Annotated in this window: 17 protein-coding genes; 10 read left to right on the top strand and 7 right to left on the bottom strand. The window is 44.3% G+C overall.

What is annotated here, in order from left to right; translation table 11 throughout:
• Positions 1-2 precede the first annotated feature (2 nt).
• Positions 3-359 (bottom strand): hypothetical protein, encoded by a 357-nt coding sequence (locus QYB97_RS15025; protein WP_301166830.1) that lies wholly within the window; start codon positions 357-359, stop codon positions 3-5.
• Positions 360-454: 95 nt separating this feature from the next.
• Entirely contained in the window at positions 455-2,905 is a 2,451-nt protein-coding gene (locus QYB97_RS15020) for a DUF6359 domain-containing protein (protein ID WP_301166829.1), read from the bottom strand.
• Positions 2,906-3,220: 315 nt separating this feature from the next.
• On the opposite strand from QYB97_RS15020, the gene desB reads away from it, so the two are divergent.
• Complete coding sequence (gene desB / locus QYB97_RS15015; protein ID WP_301167054.1) at positions 3,221-4,270, top strand: Delta(10) desaturase DesB; 1,050 nt, start codon at positions 3,221-3,223, stop codon at positions 4,268-4,270.
• Between the two features lie 133 nt (positions 4,271-4,403).
• Here the strand turns inward: desB and QYB97_RS15010 are convergent, their stop codons facing one another.
• Positions 4,404-4,943, bottom strand: a complete 540-nt coding sequence (locus QYB97_RS15010) for a CcdC protein domain-containing protein (protein WP_301166828.1) — start codon at positions 4,941-4,943, stop codon at positions 4,404-4,406.
• 240 nt (positions 4,944-5,183) lie between these two features.
• Between QYB97_RS15010 and QYB97_RS15005 the strand changes: the two genes are divergently transcribed.
• The 3 genes from QYB97_RS15005 (at position 5,184) to QYB97_RS14995 (ending at position 7,985) form a co-directional block, all read left to right on the top strand.
• A complete protein-coding gene (locus QYB97_RS15005; protein WP_301166827.1) occupies positions 5,184-5,810 on the top strand; it encodes a C40 family peptidase in 627 nt (208 codons plus the stop codon).
• 249 nt (positions 5,811-6,059) lie between these two features.
• Positions 6,060-6,734: a response regulator transcription factor gene (locus tag QYB97_RS15000; RefSeq protein ID WP_301166826.1), complete on the top strand. Its 675-nt coding sequence runs from the start codon at positions 6,060-6,062 to the stop codon at positions 6,732-6,734.
• A 12-nt stretch (positions 6,735-6,746) separates the two neighbouring features.
• The gene (locus QYB97_RS14995) at positions 6,747-7,985 is read left to right on the top strand and encodes a sensor histidine kinase (RefSeq protein WP_301166825.1); all 1,239 of its coding nucleotides are present in this window, start codon (positions 6,747-6,749) and stop codon (positions 7,983-7,985) included.
• A gap of 28 nt (positions 7,986-8,013) precedes the next feature.
• Here the strand turns inward: QYB97_RS14995 and QYB97_RS14990 are convergent, their stop codons facing one another.
• A complete protein-coding gene (locus QYB97_RS14990; RefSeq protein WP_301166824.1) occupies positions 8,014-9,249 on the bottom strand; it encodes an aminopeptidase in 1,236 nt (411 codons plus the stop codon).
• Positions 9,250-9,355: 106 nt separating this feature from the next.
• Here QYB97_RS14990 and QYB97_RS14985 point away from each other — a divergent pair, with 106 nt between their 5' ends.
• Positions 9,356-9,763: a VOC family protein gene (locus QYB97_RS14985; RefSeq protein WP_301166823.1), complete on the top strand. Its 408-nt coding sequence runs from the start codon at positions 9,356-9,358 to the stop codon at positions 9,761-9,763.
• Here the strand turns inward: QYB97_RS14985 and QYB97_RS14980 are convergent.
• From QYB97_RS14980 to QYB97_RS14970, 3 genes are all read right to left on the bottom strand, one after another.
• Positions 9,748-11,088, bottom strand: a complete 1,341-nt coding sequence (locus tag QYB97_RS14980) for an FAD-binding oxidoreductase (protein WP_301166822.1) — start codon at positions 11,086-11,088, stop codon at positions 9,748-9,750. The two genes, QYB97_RS14985 and QYB97_RS14980, sit on opposite strands and share 16 nt — an antisense overlap.
• Before the next feature lie 392 nt (positions 11,089-11,480).
• The gene (locus tag QYB97_RS14975) at positions 11,481-12,590 is read right to left on the bottom strand and encodes an AI-2E family transporter (RefSeq protein WP_301166821.1); all 1,110 of its coding nucleotides are present in this window, start codon (positions 12,588-12,590) and stop codon (positions 11,481-11,483) included.
• Positions 12,591-12,631: 41 nt separating this feature from the next.
• Positions 12,632-13,078: a DUF4385 domain-containing protein gene (locus tag QYB97_RS14970; protein WP_301166820.1), complete on the bottom strand. Its 447-nt coding sequence runs from the start codon at positions 13,076-13,078 to the stop codon at positions 12,632-12,634.
• A gap of 187 nt (positions 13,079-13,265) precedes the next feature.
• Here QYB97_RS14970 and QYB97_RS14965 point away from each other — a divergent pair, with 187 nt between their 5' ends.
• The 5 genes from QYB97_RS14965 (at position 13,266) to QYB97_RS14945 (ending at position 17,535) form a co-directional block, all read left to right on the top strand.
• Positions 13,266-13,454, top strand: a complete 189-nt coding sequence (locus tag QYB97_RS14965) for a hypothetical protein (protein ID WP_301166819.1) — start codon at positions 13,266-13,268, stop codon at positions 13,452-13,454.
• A gap of 27 nt (positions 13,455-13,481) precedes the next feature.
• Entirely contained in the window at positions 13,482-14,420 is a 939-nt protein-coding gene (locus tag QYB97_RS14960; RefSeq protein WP_301166818.1) for a nucleoside hydrolase, read from the top strand.
• Positions 14,417-14,857 carry a GNAT family N-acetyltransferase gene (locus QYB97_RS14955; RefSeq protein ID WP_301166817.1) on the top strand — a complete coding sequence of 147 codons (441 nt, stop codon included), beginning with the start codon at positions 14,417-14,419 and terminating at the stop codon, positions 14,855-14,857. The genes QYB97_RS14960 and QYB97_RS14955 overlap by 4 nt, the downstream gene beginning before the upstream one ends.
• A gap of 188 nt (positions 14,858-15,045) precedes the next feature.
• Entirely contained in the window at positions 15,046-16,434 is a 1,389-nt protein-coding gene (locus tag QYB97_RS14950; RefSeq protein ID WP_301166816.1) for an L-cystine transporter, read from the top strand.
• A 138-nt stretch (positions 16,435-16,572) separates the two neighbouring features.
• Positions 16,573-17,535 (top strand): aromatic ring-hydroxylating oxygenase subunit alpha, encoded by a 963-nt coding sequence (locus QYB97_RS14945; protein WP_301166815.1) that lies wholly within the window; start codon positions 16,573-16,575, stop codon positions 17,533-17,535.
• Positions 17,536-17,556 lie beyond the last annotated feature (21 nt).

Below are 17,556 nucleotides of genomic sequence, written 5' to 3'. Positions count from 1 at the left end.
CGTTACACCTGGGCAAGCAGGCTCTCAATTTTCATTTTTGTCTCTTCTGGTGAGTCAAGCTCCAGAACGATCTTCTTGTATTCAAAATCATCCAGATCGATAATCAGCACGTTCTTGTGATTGGAAAAGGAAAGAAAGACCCATTCATTTTGATAGAGAAAACGCCCGTGTTTCATGTTTCGGGTAATTCCGGAAGTACCGATCCGGAAAGCAATCGGATTAATTTTAAAGTCACCGACCCGTACGGAGGAAACCGCCGTCAGTGGAACCGTAATTTCTTTTTTCAGTGCCGCAGCAACAGTCAGCCCAGTAAAGGTTATAATCAAACGATCGCTTGCGAATTCAATATGTCGGCTCATTATGAAAAACTCCTTTTTGTAACTAAGACGCATGAGACAGCAAAAACGTTCAGTGAATCCAAAAAAAAAGAGATGCCCGAAGGCACCGCTTTTTATTAATTGGCTTTCTTCAATTTGACCTGAACCACAACAGGGTCATGGTCACTTGCACGGCCGTGCTGCTCCATGAACTGGGAGTTAATGTGAACAATATCTACCTTTGTATTATTCTTAAGGTTATTGGAAACAAGAATGTGATCCAGCACTTGAGCATTTCCCTGATAGGAGTAGGAATAGCGTTCAATGGAAGGAACTTCTTCAATCATGTTGGTTAATTCTTTTCCTTTCACCTTTTCAAGAGTGGTGCTGAATTCGAAGTCGTTAAAGTCACCAGTCAGAACAACATTAGCGTTTGGATCATCCGCTTTAATGCTTTTTACAAAGTTGTTCACAATATCAGCAATCTTATGGCGCTGGATTTCACTGCCTAATACAGGTGGCTGGTTCTTGCCAAACAGTGGCTCGTCGCCGCCCTTTGAGTTAAAGTGGTTGGCAATGACTACAATCTTTTCTCCGTTGAACTCAAATTGTGCCGCAAGAGGTTTTCGGCTGTTGTTAAATGCCGGGTTTGTCGGATCGATTCGTCCCGGGTTTAGAGACAGCTTGCCATCTTTATATTCAACTGCCTGGGTAGCCGTTCCTTTTTCTCCTGGAACAAGGGATACGCGTTCCGGATTATAAATGAACGCTACGCGGATGTTCCCGCCTGGAATTCCGCCATCTTTTCCGTTCACAGGGGCAACATCGGTGAACTTGTACGCGGGGCCGCCATTTTCCTGAATGGCTTTAATCAGACGCTCGGCGCTTTCCTTTGAATCTGTTTCCCCGTTGTTAACAGGACCATTGCTGTCCTGGATTTCGGTAAGTCCGATGATGTCAGGAGAATTTAAATTATGGACGATGGAATCAGCAATTCGCTCTGCCTTCTCATCGCTTGTCCCGTCTGAACCTTCTTTGTTTGCTGAAAAGTTTTCGACGTTAAAGCTTGCAATGGTAAGTTTTTTGTTTTTGCCTTTAAGCTTTGTCACTTCACGTTCTGTTGTTCCTTCGAAAAAGGCAGGAAGATCATTTTTGTTGGCAAGGACTTTGTAGTTACTGAAGCTGTAGCTGACTACTCCGGTAATATTGCCTTTAAAATAATCCCCGGATTTGGCAACAAAGCTGCTGTCATTGATATCGACAAAAATGCGCTCTGGATTAAAGTCATTCTTTGTTATGTTAATGGCTCCAGAAGAATTAAGAGCGGTGTTGCCCTGGTTTTTTACCACAACAGCAAGCTCGCCGTAGCTTTGGGGAGCGATCACCCGTGGGTCTTTCAACTGGATTCGCATACCTTCAAGGCTTTCATAAAAATCGATTCCGTCCTCTTCAGGATCAAACTTGCCAAAGTTATCATTGTCAATTACGAGGGTCGGAATGTGTCTTCCGCCGAAGCCGATCAGAACAGGAGCTGGAAGGTCATGTCCGGTTTCAGTCACGGTTACCGATCCGCCGGTATCTGCATTGATTTCCGTTACAGGAAGGTCGGTTTTCAATTTTTCTGCATAACCGTCAAGCACCCATTCCTTTACCTGGCCGGTAGTTTTGACCACATCACCAGCTGACAATCCGTGTCCCTTTTTATATACAAGGATTCCTTCTGATGTTTTGTCATTTTGGTCTGGCTTTAAATCCTGCATGTAGAAATCATTGCTGTCCACAACATGTGTGACGATTCCTTCTACGTCAGCTACAGATTTATTAGCGAATGGCGACTGCTGGGAGGCTCCCTGAATATCATGAATACGCAAACCGGTGAGGGCAACTGTATAGGTAAAGGCAGCTGTCTCACTGTTTTTTAAGCCGTCCTTGACGGCAATCGCTTTGATCGTCGTGTCTTCTTTAATGACAATGGGCTTGGTGTACTTTGTGCTGTTTAATGCAGGTTCACTTCCATCAACTGTATAATAGATGTCCGCATCCTTCGTAGCTGTTGCCAGTGTAACCTCTGTGCCGTCTGTGACAATACCTTTATCTGGTGTCGCAGTAACAGGTTCTGTCTGAGGTTCTTGTGGAGTGTCGCCCGCAAATGTATAGCTTTTGGCATTCTTATGTCCAGGTACTGAGAAATAGGCAGCCAGGTCACCTGTAATCTGAATTTTTTTGCCAAGGTTTTCAGGGTGATCTTTCAAATTCAGATCATCTCTTACCGCATTTGCTGGAAGCTGCACCGGCAAAATTTTGGTTTTTTCGGTTTCTGTTGGCGAATCAGCGATCGCCAGATTGGTATTAACGGAAAATGGTGCGGAGAATTGGTAAGAGATTGAGGCTCCGCTTCCTCCCTTGACTGTTCCTACGATATAGCCTTCTACGGTCTTATTAGTGCCGCTATTATTGGCAATGGCATCTTTAACCGAGATGACGTCCGCCGCAGTTGCTGTTCTTACAGCAATTGGAGACAGCAAACTGACGATAAATATAAGGACCATTGCCAGGCTGAACCCCTTTTTGTACCCTTTTGTACCCATGCATTTCACCCTTTACTTTAAAATTTTTAAAGCAGAACCATTAAAATCCTACCACCCATTTATTAAGAAATGAGTCGAATAATGTAAATATATCATGTAAAAACGGTTACAAAAGACTTATGTGGAAAAATGAGGAATTAGACCCTGACTATCGGTTTTGCTTAGTATAAACGTCCTTAAAAATTTAAATTAGTTAAGTAAACAATCGGATTTTCTTAGTTGAAAATTCAGTGTTTGTCATAAAACTTAACTTGTAACATAATCTTTAGTCTTATATGCTTAGAAGAACTTGGAGTAAAGAAAGGGGACCTTTACATTAAAGACCTTCATTCGTTCGGGTGGTACGCTGCCCGCATTACACCGCATCTTTCAAAGAATTTGTTTAAACCCGTTCCAGCACGCCTTTGGGGAGGATTTGCTTATCTCCTTGTGGTAGTGGCAGGCTTTATGGGAATTGGTTATTTTGATCTTCATATCGTGTTCAATATACTGATTGCCGGTATTATAGGCGCTTCTTTTGCAGCCATGGGATTTTTAGGTCATGAAATCCTTCACGGAACGGTAGTGAAAACAGCCTGGCTGCGAAACTTTCTTGGCGCTGTCGCCTTTTGGCCATTAAGCACTGGCCCCAGGCTATGGAGAAAATGGCATAACATGAACCATCATGTAAATACCCAGCACGAGGAAAAAGATCCGGATGCCTGGCCAAATCTTGAGAAGCTCGTCCAAAATTCGTTTCTCCGTGTTATTTACCGGATGCCTTTTGGGTTGCGTGCATTCTTTGGCTTTGTCTCCTTAAGCATTCAATTTACCATGCATGGACTAAAAATGTTCTTTGAATATATAAAGGATTTCAACCCGCGAAACCGCCCGGCTGTTTTGTTGCAGACCATTCTGCCATGGTCCTCCTGGATCGGTTTGTTATTCTGGATCGGACCTGTCAAATGGCTTTTTGCGTTTTTTATCCCGTTGCTGATCGCAAATTTCATTGTAATGAGCTATATTTCAACAAATCACAGGCTGAATCCGTTAACCCCGGTTAATGATCCGCTGGCTAACAGCCTGACTGTAACTGTTCCGAAATGGGTGGATGTGCTTCACTTCAATTTCTCTTATCATACAGAGCACCATTTGTTTCCGAGCATGAGCCCGAAGCATTACCCTTTGGTGAAGCAGCATATTAAAAAAATGTGGCCTGAACGGTATCATGAAATGAAAATGAGCAAAGCAATGAAAGCTTTATGGAATACTCCAAGAGTCTATTTCAAAGATAATGAACTGATTGATCCGTATAAGGAAGCACGTTTTGGAACGCTGGGAAATGGTTTGGACAAGGAGAAGAAAACCTACAAAAAATCAGTATAAACCGCATACGCTGAAGTTCAAAAAATCCGCCTTAGGCGGATTTTTTTGCGGCGGTAAAGGAGGCGTGTGTGTGATACGCCGGTAAAGGAGGCGTGTGTGTGATACGCCCGTAAAAGGAAGCGGATTTATTAGTTTAAAGAACTTCAGGATGCAAGGGGGATTCTTCCTTTTGCAGTTCTTTTCCCCTTTTAAGGATATAGGCGTTAAAGACAATATAATAAGTCCCGAGGATGAAGAACACAAAAGCGGTTAATGGATCTCTTGTGAAATGCTGTCCATATTGAATACTCTGTATGGACTGCCAATCCGTATTATTTAATAAAAACAGATACCTGTACAAAAAACGGCCCAAAAAGAGGACAAGCACCGTTGCTTCAATCCATTTATGAGTTCGATAATAGAGTTGATTGTTTTTCCACTGAAATGTACTGTGTCTTGCTGCAAAATGTACAAGCACTATACCAATTAATAAACCGGGCACTGCAAAAAACAAGGTGCGGGGGTGCATGGCAGCGTTGGCCAGGAATCCGATAATGATTAATGAAAAAAGAATCATTCGAAAGATGAGCCTTCGGGGTTTAAAGAACTGAAAGCCAATGGTCTGGCGGGTTCTTCGGTAAATCACAATGATTAAGACCAGCAGGGGAATGGCTATTTGCTGGATATGCATCATATCACCTCTTTACTCTTCTTTCGTTAGTATAACACCTGATATAAAAAGGGGAACGGCGGGTACCTAACTATTCACTTAGTTATGTTTTCAAAATAACAAATCTGGGTATTATTAATAGTTTGGTTAGATTGTTATCTCATTGTAATGTTCCTATCATCCCCATGTCATATTGCCTTGTTAGAATGGACAAGGAATTCAGATATACAGGAGGATGTTATTTTAAAAAAATTAGTTTCAGGAATGATCGCAGCTGGCGTTCTTGCACTCAATCCCGTGGCAGGTCACGCAGCTCTCGGAGATGAGACACTCAAACCAAAAACAACAGATTCAGATGTTCAGGACCTCCAGGCTTTATTGAAGAAAAAAGGGTATTTTACATATCACGAAACAACAAATTATTATGGCTCATACACCACTTCAGCCGTAAAAAAGCTCCAGGAAGATAAGGGGCTGACAAAAGATGGTGTTGCTGGAAACTCGGTGTTTAAAGCTTTAGGTGTGTTCAGCAAGCAGGCAATTGTGGACGAGGCAAAAAAATATACTGGAACACCGTATCAATGGGGCGGTGAAACACCGGACGGATTCGATTGCAGCGGTTACTTAAATTACATTTTCGACCGGGCAGCGAACATTGACCTTCCTCGTACCGTAAAAGACATCCATAAAGAAGGAACGGCGGTAGACTCCCCTAAAGTCGGAGATATTGTATTTTTTGATATTAACGGAAACGGTGAACTTTCCCACGCGGGAGTATATGTGGGGGACGGCAAATTCATGCACGCATCTTCCTCAAAGGGAGTCACTACAACCGATCTTGACAACTCCTATTGGTCTCCTCGCTATGAAGGCGCAAAACGATATCGTTAATTCATAAAAAACCGTCAGTTTATCTCATCAGGGATAAACTGACGGTTTTTTTGTTTGTTCTTTTTAAAATACCTTTTCAAAGCTTAATGCATTGGGTAAGGAAACTTCCTTGACCATATTAAGAAAAAGTTAAGAAACAGCCTTTATACTAAGGTGGAAACCAGAAGTGAAAAGAAAGAGGTTGGAAAAGCTTGGTTGTATCCATTACACTGGACACAAGCATATTTTTCGGAAAAGAGGTCGGCTGTTTTGCTCCGGATTTTAGTTGTTGAAGATAATTTAACGTTACTGGACACGATTATTGAAATTCTGTCGGATGAATTCAAAGTGGATTCTGCCTCAAACGGCGATGACGGGTTATATGAAGCGATGCAAAATATCTATGATGCCATTGTCCTCGACGTCATGCTGCCGGGGATGGATGGATTTGAAATCATCCAGCAAATGCGCAAGGAGAATGTAAATACACCGGTTCTGTTTTTGACCGCAAGAGATGCCCTCGAAGACCGGGTTAAAGGGCTTGACTATGGCGGGGATGATTATCTTGTTAAGCCTTTTGAAGCTTCCGAGTTAAAAGCAAGACTTCGTGCGCTGCTGCGGCGGAGCGGCAGTCTCACTCTTAAACAAACCCTGAAATACCGGGGGATAGAGCTGGCAGGCCCGGAACATGATATATTAATTCAAGGAAATCCGGTGAAATTGACGATTAAGCAGTACGAGCTGATGGAGTATATGATTCAGAACCGCGGTACAATTCTCACGAAAGAGCAAATTTATGACCGGGTATGGGGATTTGACTCTGAAACAACAATTGCGATCGTAGAGGTATTTATGCACCACCTGCGTAAAAAGCTTGAACCGTATCAATACCATAAAGATATCAAGACGATCCGGGGCGTGGGCTACATGCTTAAGGAACAATAAGGAGAAATTTTTATGTTTCAACGAACTCATCGCAGGCTGACGCTCCTGAATTCGATTGTATTTATCATATTGTTAAGCCTGCTTGGTGCGCTTGTTTATTCTTATACACGGGTCAGCTTATATAATGCGGCTGACCATTCCATCAATGAAGAGCTCGAACGCCTCCCGGGTACAGGAGAGGAAAGGGAGCATCATGGAAAAGCGCGGGATAAGGATTTTATGGCAAGAGATCCCCGGGTCACCATCCTGGTCTGGGATGAAAATCATAATCTTCTTGACCTGCCACGGCCGCCTTTTTTTGTGATGGATAATACGGATCAGTACGAACAGGCAAAAATGAACAAGCTGGAGTTCATCCATACAGATGATGCCACCTTCCGATCCAAGTCCATAAAGGAAAACATTCCTTTTGTCGGAGCGGTAACCGTTCAGGCCATACGCAATGTGGAGACGGAGGAGGAGTTGCTGCAAAGACTGCTTATCGTAATAATTGCAGGTTGTCTGTTTGTTGCGGCCTGTGCCATAGGTGGAGGATATTTTCTTGCCGGACGAGCTCTCATTCCCATAAAAAAGGCGTGGGACAAGCAGCAGAAATTCGTCTCTGACGCTTCGCATGAACTGAGGACACCGCTGTCGGTCATTCAGGCAAAAACCGATCTTTTGTTTCGTTCGCCCGCGGCAACCATCGAGGAAAAAAGCCGGGATATCTCTGCAATTTCGAAAGAAAGCCGGCGGCTTACTAAGCTTGTGAGCCAGCTCCTGCTGCTCGCACGCTCAGATTCGAATCAAGTGGAATTGAAAAAACAGACCTTTCAGCTGGATCAACTGCTTGGGGAGATTGTTGATCATTATGAAGAAATTGCTTCCTATCAGGGGAAACATATCACCCTTCAAGCGGTGAGTCCGATTTCCATAACCGCAGACAGGGAGCGAATTCATCAGCTGGTTATTATATTATTGGACAATGCCATGAAACATACCGGTGATGGAGATCAGATCCTGTTATCAGTAAGGGAAGCAGGTTCCTTTGTAGAGCTGAAGGTGAAAGATAACGGCCCCGGAATAGCGGAACATGAAAAAGAAAGGATTTTTGACCGTTTTTATCAAAGTGATCAGGCAAGAAGTGACGAGGAAGGACTGGGCCTCGGTTTAGCTATAGCGAAATGGATTATAGAGAAGCATGAAGGCAGAATAAAAGTGGAAAGTGAACGCGGCAAGGGAACCGCCTTCATCATGACATTTCCAAATTAAAAACGAAGGGCTGAGCCCTTCGTTTTTATTATATAGCCCAGTTTCCGTTAGTAAACAATGGAATTCGGCTGCCGTCCTGATACTCGGCTTCAATTTCAAGGTCGGCAGAGCCGATCATAAAGTCGGTATGGCCATGGCTTTGGTTGACGCCTTTGGCTGTCAGCTCCTCCTTGCTTAACTTGTCAGCGCCAGGAATGTTCATGCTGATTGTCATGCCCAGTGCCAGGTGACAGGAGGCATTTTCATCAAACAAGGTGTTATTGAATACAATCCCAGAGTTTGAAATAGGAGAATCATAAGGAACGAGTGCAACTTCTCCCAGGTATTTCATTCCCTCATCGATGTTAAGGAGCTGCTCCAGTGTATCTTCGCCCTTTTCTGCTTTAACATCAACGACCTTTCCTTCTTTAAAGGTAAGGGTAAAGTTATCAATGATATTACCCATGGCAGATAACGGTTTTTTGCTGGTTACTGTACCGTTTACACCTTCTTTGAGTGGAGCGGTAAATACTTCTTCTGTCGGCATATTGGGTATGTAAAAAGTGTTGAAGGCAGAGTGATGGCCTCCGCCAATCCATACATGCTCAGGATGAAGATCAATGCTTAAATCAGTGCCTTCGGATTTGTAATGAAGGGTTTTAAACTTCTGTTCGTTCAGATAGTTTACTTTTTCAAGCAATGTTTTGCCGTGTTCTTGCCATGCCGCTAAAGGATCTGGCCGATCGACTCGAACGGTTTTAAAGATAGCTTCCCAAAGCGCCTCAATGGCATCGGTTTCATTTTTTTCTGGAAAGACACTTTTGGCCCAGCCAGCTGTAGGCGCACCCGCAATCAGCCATGGCACTTCTCCGGCAAGTCTTGCTTTGGACACTTTCTCAAGGCGTTCACCGGCGTTTTTTTGCACAAACATCAGACGTTCTGCCGGTACGCCTTTAAATCCATTTGGATCGCTGCCTGTGACCATGAGCATGCAGTCATTATTTTCTACTAAACTTTCATGCATGTCGATTTGCCACTGTGGCAGATTATCTTTCAAAACTTCTTCAGAAGCGTTGTTTAAGTGGATACGGTTTGTTTCTGTATCTGTCCACTCCACAAAAACACGCTTGCAGCCATTTTTATAGGCGTGCTCCGTTACCTTCCGGGTGAAAGGTGCCGATTCAATGGGAGAATTGATTAACAATCGCTGGCCTTCCTGAAGGTTAAGTCCTACTTTGACCACGATTTCTGCGTATTGGTCGAGTTTTTCTTCAAACGTTTTCATGAAATATCCCTCCTAATATTTTTATTCTACTACACTCATGCCAGTGGTGGTATTTTAAAGTTTTGGACGGGGGCGGTATACTATGCTATAGAAGGGAGTGGACACAATGAAAATTGATCATACGGGTATTGCGGTCCGCCGGATCGATGAAGCTATCGAGTTTTATACAGAAATGCTTGGAGGGAAACTGCTTCACCGGTACACCAGTGAGAAGCCAGGAGTGGAAACCCACATTGCCGTTATTGAAATGGAAAACCAGATTATTGAACTGCTCGAGCCCACGAGCAAAACATCCCCCATTGAACGTTTCATCCGCCAAAAAGGAAAAGGTGTCCACCATATTGCATACCAAGTGGACAACCTTGAGGAAGCGATGAAAGATTATGAGAAGAAGGGAATCACCTTCTTAAAAGATACGTACCGGATCAATCCATATGGCAGAAGGCTTATTTATATTAACCCGGTTCATACACAGGGAACAATCATTGAGCTTTGTGACTATAACGGCCAATAAGGGCGGATACTCTGGGAGAAACAGAATACATTATACGGATCATAGGCGGTCTTTACTTTGCGAAGCCTCTTATAGTTTGATCCATAGTAGGCACACGGCCATTTTTTTATGGCGCGGTCCGGCCAGTTCACATAGTCACCTTTGGTGTATGGCTTCATTGCGTTTCTTACGCCTTCAACCCAATTAATATTTTCTTGCTTCTGTTCCTTGCACATCCAGGAAGTGTTATATTCCTGGGCAATAATGGCCTTTCGATGGAAAAAAGCGGTCTCTTTAGGGGCGTATTCCATTACAGCTCCGCCTAAGGCCTGCTGCCAGATCGTTGTTTGCTGATTGGGTGCATTTTCAAGAAATTGTTTCATCGTTTCAATGGCTTTATCAGGCAGGGGCTCATAAACAAAGGAGCCCGAACGCTTAAAGGAAACGGGCCGGTTGCCGCCGGGGGAATTAAAAAAGTGTACGGCCTCAATATAGGGGATGGACTGAATCATTACATTTAAAGGTGTACCGGTTTCCAGCAGGGGTTTAATCACCTTTTGCAGTTCCTTTGGAGAACCAAGGAACTCACCTGAGGCAGTGATGGTTCCTGAAGCAAAAAGTTCGATTTGGGAGGTCAGGCGCTTGTCGGTAAAAGGAGCCCATTTTTGCCAGGAATTATAGGAGGCATGGAAATCTTCCCAATTCCAGGTGATCGAGAAAATGGATACGTTAGCCACAGGATATACTCGGAACTTAAAGGCTGTAGCAATTCCGAAGTTTCCGCCACCACCGCCGCGGCATGCCCAAAATAAATCAGGGTTTTTCGTTTGGCTCGCACAAATGACTTTTGCGCCACGTGTCTCGCATGGAATGACAATCTCTATTTCTTCAATACTGTCGCATGTTAAGCCGAAAGCACGGGTTAGCATGCCAATTCCCCCGCCGAGTGCCAGTCCGCTGAGACCTACACTAGAGGAAGTGCCTGCGGGGATGGTTACCCGGTTGTCCCACAGCTGTTGATAAACCATTCCCAGTTCAGCTCCAGCTTGAATATAAGCCATTTGTTTTTGTGGATCATACACAATACCTTTCATTTCGCTGACATCAATGATGAGACCGCGGTTTACCAGAGAAAAATTTTCATAGCTGTGCCGCCCGCTGCGGACGCGGAAAGGGGTTTTGTGTTCTCGCGCCCACTTTAGTGCATTTTTTACATCGCACCGGTTTTGGCAAAAAACGATGATGCATGGGTATTTTTGTATGCTAAGGTTCAAATTTTGCCTGTCTTGACGATAGGATGGACTTCCCGGGATAACGATTCTGCCTGTTAGTCTTGTCCCGCTCAATTTTTCATTCTCCTTGTTCACATGTATTGAATAACTCTAGGACTATATTATGTGAACAAGTGATATATGGTTTGGACAGCCTGCTTTGGTTGACGCATGAAAAAAGAGGCGGTCCAATAAGTGTCTTCGAAGCTCTTGAGAGCGTTACTTTCCGCTCCTGGATGCTCGCTTTTACCGGCGCGAGCGCCTACTTTCGCAGGGCGTGCGCTGAGCCCCACCGGCGCAAGCGCCTGTGTGTCTCACCTGTCACGCTTCCCCTGCAGGAGCCTCGCACCCTCCACTCCAAGTAACTGATCAATGAAGATGGTGACCAATTTCAAGTTGCCAAATTAAAAAAAGGAGCTACCAGAAGTCAATTTCACTGACTTTCTGGACAGCCCCTTGCGATATTATTATTCTACAATTTTTATTCCATTGTGTTCTTTTTCTCTGTTTAGCTGGTAAAGCCGGTACGTATGGCTCACGATAACTTTCAGTAAGGCATAAAACGGAACGCCAAGAATCATTCCCAGGAAGCCTGCCATGTTACCGGCAACCAGAAGGATAAGAATAACGGTCAGCGGATGGACATCGAGTTTTCTTCCCATAATCAAAGGAGAAGTCACATTTCCATCAATCTGCTGTACTACAATAACAACGATGGCTACTTTTAATGCCATGAACGGAGACATAATCAAGCCGATGATAATAGCCGGTATGAAAGCGATAAAGGCGCCAAGAAACGGAATGATATTCGTAATCATGGCAGTAATCGCAAGAATCAGTGAGTAATCAAGTCCGATAATGCTGTAGCCGATGTACATCATGACTCCGACGAGAAATGCAGCGATCGCCTGCCCCTGTATATAAGAGCTGAGCGCTTCGTCCATGTCTTTTAAAATTCGTTTCGCTTCCGAAGCCTGTAAATAGGGGAGTACGTTCTCTACCCGGCTGCCGAGCCCTTCGCTGTCTTTAAGCATGTAAAAGACAATAAACGGTACGGTTACGATGACCGTTGCAATGCTTGTTATGATACCGATTAAACTGGTAATCTTATCCCCCAGATTGCTTGAAAAATCCTTGGCATAATCACTTGCTTTCTGCGTGATGCTGTCAAAGGTGAGGTACTCGTTTCGCTGAAAGCGCGAAAACCATTCATTCTGCCTCAGCCCGTTAACTTTATCGTTGAGTGTGTCCACAATCTGCGGCGTATTTTTAATAAGTCCCTGAAACTGGTTTTGCAGCTGCGGCCCCAGGAGGAATACAAGAAGCGTGCCAAGGCCGATAAATAAAAGATAGATTAACAGGATAGAGAGTGCTTTGGGAACATTGTGCTTTCCAAGATAATAGACGATGGGGCGCAATAAGTAAAAAATAACACCACCGATTAAAAAAGGGAAAAACAAGGTTGTGAATATAATTTCAAGCGGCCGAAAGATAAAGCTTACCTTGGTTGAGAGTAAAATAATGACTAGAAGAATAATAATACCGTATCCAATTCGGAAATATTTTGTGTTTGGCATGTAATCACCTCTGATTTAAATGGTATGTCGTTGAATGGGCTTTATCCATAGCGGTGCTGGTGTTCTTTTTTCAATGTCAGATATTCCTCGTCTTCTCTGGCCATTTTCCACTTTTCCATGAAGATGGCTGCCGATTCTGCTTTCGTTTCATCAATTAGTCTGTCGTTTACCTTGCCTTCCTTATCGTACTTTCTCCCGCCCTTATAATTCGTGTACCTTCTGGCCCGGGTATAGCCCATTTGCAAAAATTTCCTGGCCATATCCATTCCAACAAAATCATTCTCCTTTTTATATTCCAAAAAAAGATCATAGATTTTCTCAGAGGATTCTTTTGCGATGTCCGGAGTTTTGAAACGCCAGTGAGGGAGAATTTCACTTTTGTAAGGCTCAACGAGCAGGACACCCTGTTCTCCCCGGCCAACTTTGTATTTTTCCGGATTCTTGCGGAAATCAATGTGCTTAAAATCAAGATCATAATCAAACCCCATCAGCAGCGCCTCCTACTATCACCATACTTCCCGTTTCTATCCAATCTTAAAACGGCACTTGCTTCCGCCAGCCATGCAGGTGGTTTCACTATTGAAAGTTTATTGAATATTCTTCCTTCACTATTGGCTTTTTTTGTTCGCTGATTTACCATTAGAGGGATAGTTAAGCGCGGAAAGAGGGATATGGATGGGGTATATCATAACAGCTCTTATTGCAGGGGTAGTTATTGCCGGACTGACCATATTTATTGGTCTGCAAAAGGATGAAAAATATGGTTCTTCCACAAAAAGCAACTTAACAAGACTCACTGCCATTTATGTTGTACTGATTGTTTTTTGTCTGATCGGACTGGGGCTCTACATAGGAAATCTTTAATCAATGAAAAAGGAAGGAAGAGCATCGATGAAATTAACCATACTTGATGTTGATACGGGAATTGATGATGCATTGGCCATTGCTTATGCCGTAAATTCGCCAGAGTTAAATCTGCTTGGCATTACCACAGGATTTGGAAATGTTTCGGCAGACGAAGCGACAAGAAATACGCTTCAGGTTCTTCAACTTCTGGGCAGAAGTGAGATACCGGTCGTTATGGGGGCGGATAAGCCTTTTCGAAGAGAAACTACCCGGCACAGGGCCTATGATGTGCATGGAAAGGACGGGCTCGGAAACATAGGGCTTCCTGATCCCATGACAGCTGTCACGGAGATTCATGCGAGCGATTACATAATATCCATGGTGAAAGAGCACCCTCATGAAGTTACACTGGTGACCGTCGGGACTCAAACCAATATGGCATTGGCGATAGAAAAGGACCCTTCAATCATTGGTTTAGTGAAAGAGGTTATTATCATGGGCGGCGCCGTCACTGTCCCGGGAAATGTTACACCTTATGCCGAGGCGAATTTTTATGCAGATGCGGAAGCTGCTGATTTTGTTCTCCGGTCAGGATTGCCGATTACTCTGGTTGGGCTGGACGTAACCATGCAAACCGTTTTGAAGAGAGGAACCCTTCTGGATTGGAGATGCGGGGGAAGTGAAATTGGGACAGCTTTTGCAGACATGTGCTGTTTTTACATGGATTTTTATGAACAAGTAAATCCCCATCTGGGCGGATGTGCACTGCATGACCCCCTCGCTGTTGCTGTAGCTGTTAATCCTTCCTTTATTAAAACAAAAACGATGCAGGTACATGTTTCAATGGATGAACAGTCTCTGGGACAAAGCATCGGAAAGACCTCTGAGAAGGGAATTGAGGTAGGGCTGGAAGTAGATAAGGATGCCTTCACGTCACAGTTTCTTGAGCGGGTTTTGCCTTGTGGAAAGGAGCAGCTAAAATGATCAGCATAAAAACCATTACACCTGAACAAACATACCCGGTAAGACACAAAATCCTTCGGCCGAACCAGACCATTGAAGATTGCCGCTTTCCGGGGGACAATGACCCTGATACCTTTCATCTGGGTGCATTTTTCGCTGATGAGCTGATATCCATTGCTTCATTTTACAAAGAAAAACATCCTGATCTTGATGGTCAAGTGCACTACCGTCTGCGGGGAATGGCAACATTGGAAAACTTCCGTAAAGAAAAAGCGGGGAGCAGTCTGCTTTCCAGGGGAGAAGAAATCCTTAAGCAAAGGAAGTGCGATCTCTGGTGGTGCAATGCGAGAACAGGAGTGGCAGGGTATTATAAAAAAATGGGTTTGCAGGATTACGGAGAGGTTTTTGAGCTGCCGGGTATTGGTCCGCATATCGTTATGTACAAGAAACTTTTATAACCGGGTGGACATAGGGGAAGGCAACACCGCATAGAATGTAACAAATCCATACCGCTAACAATTGCTGATCAGACGTGCTGAAGGCTCGCTTTTTAATGAAGTGGGTCTTTTTTTGTAGAAAAAAGGGAGGGAGGGAAGACCAAGTACTGCGGTAGGGATACTGGCAACTAACAAGGAGGAAAAGAATAATGGCCGTTTTCTTAATTGTTGTTAACATTGCCGTTTTGCTGTTGATCGCAGGCAGTCTTTATTACCTGCAGAAAAAACAGGTTTCTTTTTCCAAGAGGGTGTTTACGGGCTTGGCCGCAGGTATCGTTTGGGGACTTATCCTTCAGTTTATTTATGAGCCTTCTTCTTCCGTACTCAGCCATTCCACTGACTGGTACTCGATTATCGGAGGGGGTTATGTCAAACTTCTTCAAATGGTCGTGATGCCTCTTGTCTTTGTCTCTATCCTTTCAGCATTCACTAAGTTGAAGCTTACAAATAATGTGGGGAAAATCAGCGGTTCGGTCATTGGAATTCTGGTTGGAACTACAGCCATCGCAGCAGCCATCGGCATTGCCACAGCTCTTTCCTTCCATTTGGAAGCCGTACAGATCTCAAACGGCAGTGCGGAAGCAGCACGGGCAGCAGAACTGCAGACTACATTTGAAACAGTAAAAGATAAAACTTTGCCGCAGCAGGTCCTTGATCTTCTGCCCGGCAACCCTTTCCTTGACTTCACAGGCGCGAGACCAACTTCGACCATTGCCGTTGTTATCTTTGCGGCCATACTTGGAGTGGCCTATCTTGGTGTAAAACGAAAGCAGGAGGAGCATGCGGCTCTTTTTGCAAGCTTTATTGATGCCGTTCATTCCATTGTGATGCGGGTAGTAACGCTTATTCTCCGGCTTACGCCTTATGGTGTTCTGGCGTTGATGACCAAAACGGTGGCTTTAAGTGATCTGGATGCCATTGCCAAACTGGGTAAATTTGTGGTTGCTTCGTACGTTGCCCTGGCACTGATGTTCGTTATCCATTTGCTGTTTATCGCTTTTTCGGGGTTGAATCCGCTGACCTACATTCGAAAGGCTATTCCTGTTCTGTCGTTTGCTTTTACATCCAGAACAAGCGCAGGAGCGCTTCCCCTGAACATCAGTACTCAAAAGAGTCTGGGAGTACCGGAGGGCATAGCAAATTTTGCCGGTTCTTTCGGACTCACAATCGGCCAGAACGGATGCGCAGGAATCTATCCGGCGATGCTCGCCGTAATGATTGCTCCATCCGTAGGAGTCAATCCGCTGACGCCATCCTTTATTCTCAGTCTTATCGTCATTGTCGCCATCAGTTCTTTTGGTATAGCCGGTGTTGGAGGAGGAGCAACGTTTGCTGCGCTTCTCGTTCTTTCTTCTATGAATCTTCCGGTCGCTTTGGCAGGGCTGCTGATTTCGGTTGAACCGTTAATTGACATGGGCAGGACCGCGCTGAACGTAAGCGGAGCCATGACGGCAGGGATTTTGACCAGCAAAGCCCGGAAAGAACTCGATACATCGGTTTATCATGCACAGGTTCAAGAGCTCGAAGGGGAGGCCTGATTTATTTCAAAAAACCTGGAGAGCGGTTCTCCGGGTTTTTTGATATCTATTTACATAGATTAGGGTTTTACTAATGTTTTAGTGTGAAAGAGGGTATGTATAATAAAGATTAAGCTTTTGTGAAAGGGCGGTTATAAAGTGGAGGAAAATATTAATCGAAAGTTCCCTTGTACATGGTATGCTATTGGATTTTCCCGTGCCCTGGCAAAGAAACCGCTGAAAAAGAAAATTGTTGGCCGTGATATTGTGCTTTTCAGGAACAAGGAGGGTGCGGCACAGGCTGTGCATGCCTATTGTCCCCACAGAGGGGCAGATCTCTCACTCGGCTGCGTGCGGGATGGAAAGCTCACTTGTGCCTATCACGGATGGGAGTTTAATGGGGAAGGCAACTGCCTTCATATTCCTTCACAGCCGGATAAGCCGGTACCAAAGTTTGCCCATACCGATCATTTTCCGGTAATGGAAAAAGCGGGACTGATTTGGATTTATCCAGACGCGGAAATTGCGCACGAATCACTGCCGCCGCTTCAGCTATTTGAAGAAATTGAAGATCAGGGATTTGTTCTCGCTCCTTATGAATCGTTTTGGCAGGCTCATTTTACCCGGGTGGTGGAAAGTGTTCTTGATGTTGTGCACTTGAGTTTTGTTCATAAGAAGACCATTGGCAAAAATTCAGATCCATTCATTCGCCATCTTCAGATCGAAGGAGAAGATGACTCGTTTTATTTAAAAAATGGATCCGCTTATCTTTATTATGACTTTCCGCAGCACTGGATTTTGCGTCCCTCAGGAACAAATAAATCAAGATTCATCAATTATGTAACGTTTACTCCGGTGGATGAAGAAGAAACCCTGATACTTGGGTATGCAGGGCGAAACTTTGCGAAAAAAGTACCCGGAATGAACAAATTTTTCTCCAACTACAGCCTGAAGGTGCTGAATGAGGACCAGGCGGTTGTTGAAAGCCAGCATCCGCGGCCTATTCCTGAAGCCCTGCAGCAGGAAGCACATGTGTATGCCGATGGTGCCCAAATTAAATTCAGGCAGCGCTGGTTTGAGTTTTTACAAGGGAAAGATGCATCTGTTCATCTTGATGACTAAAAAAGAGCCTGAATCCGCTTA

This window comes from Fictibacillus fluitans (assembly GCF_030418125.1).
In the GTDB taxonomy this organism is placed as follows: Bacteria; Bacillota; Bacilli; order Bacillales; family Fictibacillaceae; genus Fictibacillus_C; species Fictibacillus_C fluitans.
Note: the sequence above shows the minus strand (reverse complement) of the source record. Positions and strands in the feature narration are given on the sequence as shown.

What these genes read in the sequence shown, in the direction of transcription:
- QYB97_RS14955 (WP_301166817.1), top strand. Translation starts at nt 14,417, where the DNA reads ATGATCAGCATAAAAACCATTACACCTGAACAAACATACCCGGTAAGA.
- QYB97_RS14960 (WP_301166818.1), top strand. Translation starts at nt 13,482, where the DNA reads ATGAAATTAACCATACTTGATGTTGATACGGGAATTGATGATGCATTG.
- QYB97_RS15025 (WP_301166830.1), bottom strand. Translation starts at nt 359, where the DNA reads ATGAGCCGACATATTGAATTCGCAAGCGATCGTTTGATTATAACCTTT.
- QYB97_RS15010 (WP_301166828.1), bottom strand. Translation starts at nt 4,943, where the DNA reads ATGATGCATATCCAGCAAATAGCCATTCCCCTGCTGGTCTTAATCATT.
- QYB97_RS14985 (WP_301166823.1), top strand. Translation starts at nt 9,356, where the DNA reads ATGAAAATTGATCATACGGGTATTGCGGTCCGCCGGATCGATGAAGCT.
- QYB97_RS14970 (WP_301166820.1), bottom strand. Translation starts at nt 13,078, where the DNA reads ATGGGGTTTGATTATGATCTTGATTTTAAGCACATTGATTTCCGCAAG.
- QYB97_RS15005 (WP_301166827.1), top strand. Translation starts at nt 5,184, where the DNA reads ATGATCGCAGCTGGCGTTCTTGCACTCAATCCCGTGGCAGGTCACGCA.
- QYB97_RS15020 (WP_301166829.1), bottom strand. Translation starts at nt 2,905, where the DNA reads ATGGGTACAAAAGGGTACAAAAAGGGGTTCAGCCTGGCAATGGTCCTT.
- QYB97_RS14975 (WP_301166821.1), bottom strand. Translation starts at nt 12,590, where the DNA reads ATGCCAAACACAAAATATTTCCGAATTGGATACGGTATTATTATTCTT.
- QYB97_RS14995 (WP_301166825.1), top strand. Translation starts at nt 6,747, where the DNA reads ATGTTTCAACGAACTCATCGCAGGCTGACGCTCCTGAATTCGATTGTA.
- QYB97_RS14965 (WP_301166819.1), top strand. Translation starts at nt 13,266, where the DNA reads ATGGGGTATATCATAACAGCTCTTATTGCAGGGGTAGTTATTGCCGGA.
- QYB97_RS14950 (WP_301166816.1), top strand. Translation starts at nt 15,046, where the DNA reads ATGGCCGTTTTCTTAATTGTTGTTAACATTGCCGTTTTGCTGTTGATC.
- QYB97_RS14990 (WP_301166824.1), bottom strand. Translation starts at nt 9,249, where the DNA reads ATGAAAACGTTTGAAGAAAAACTCGACCAATACGCAGAAATCGTGGTC.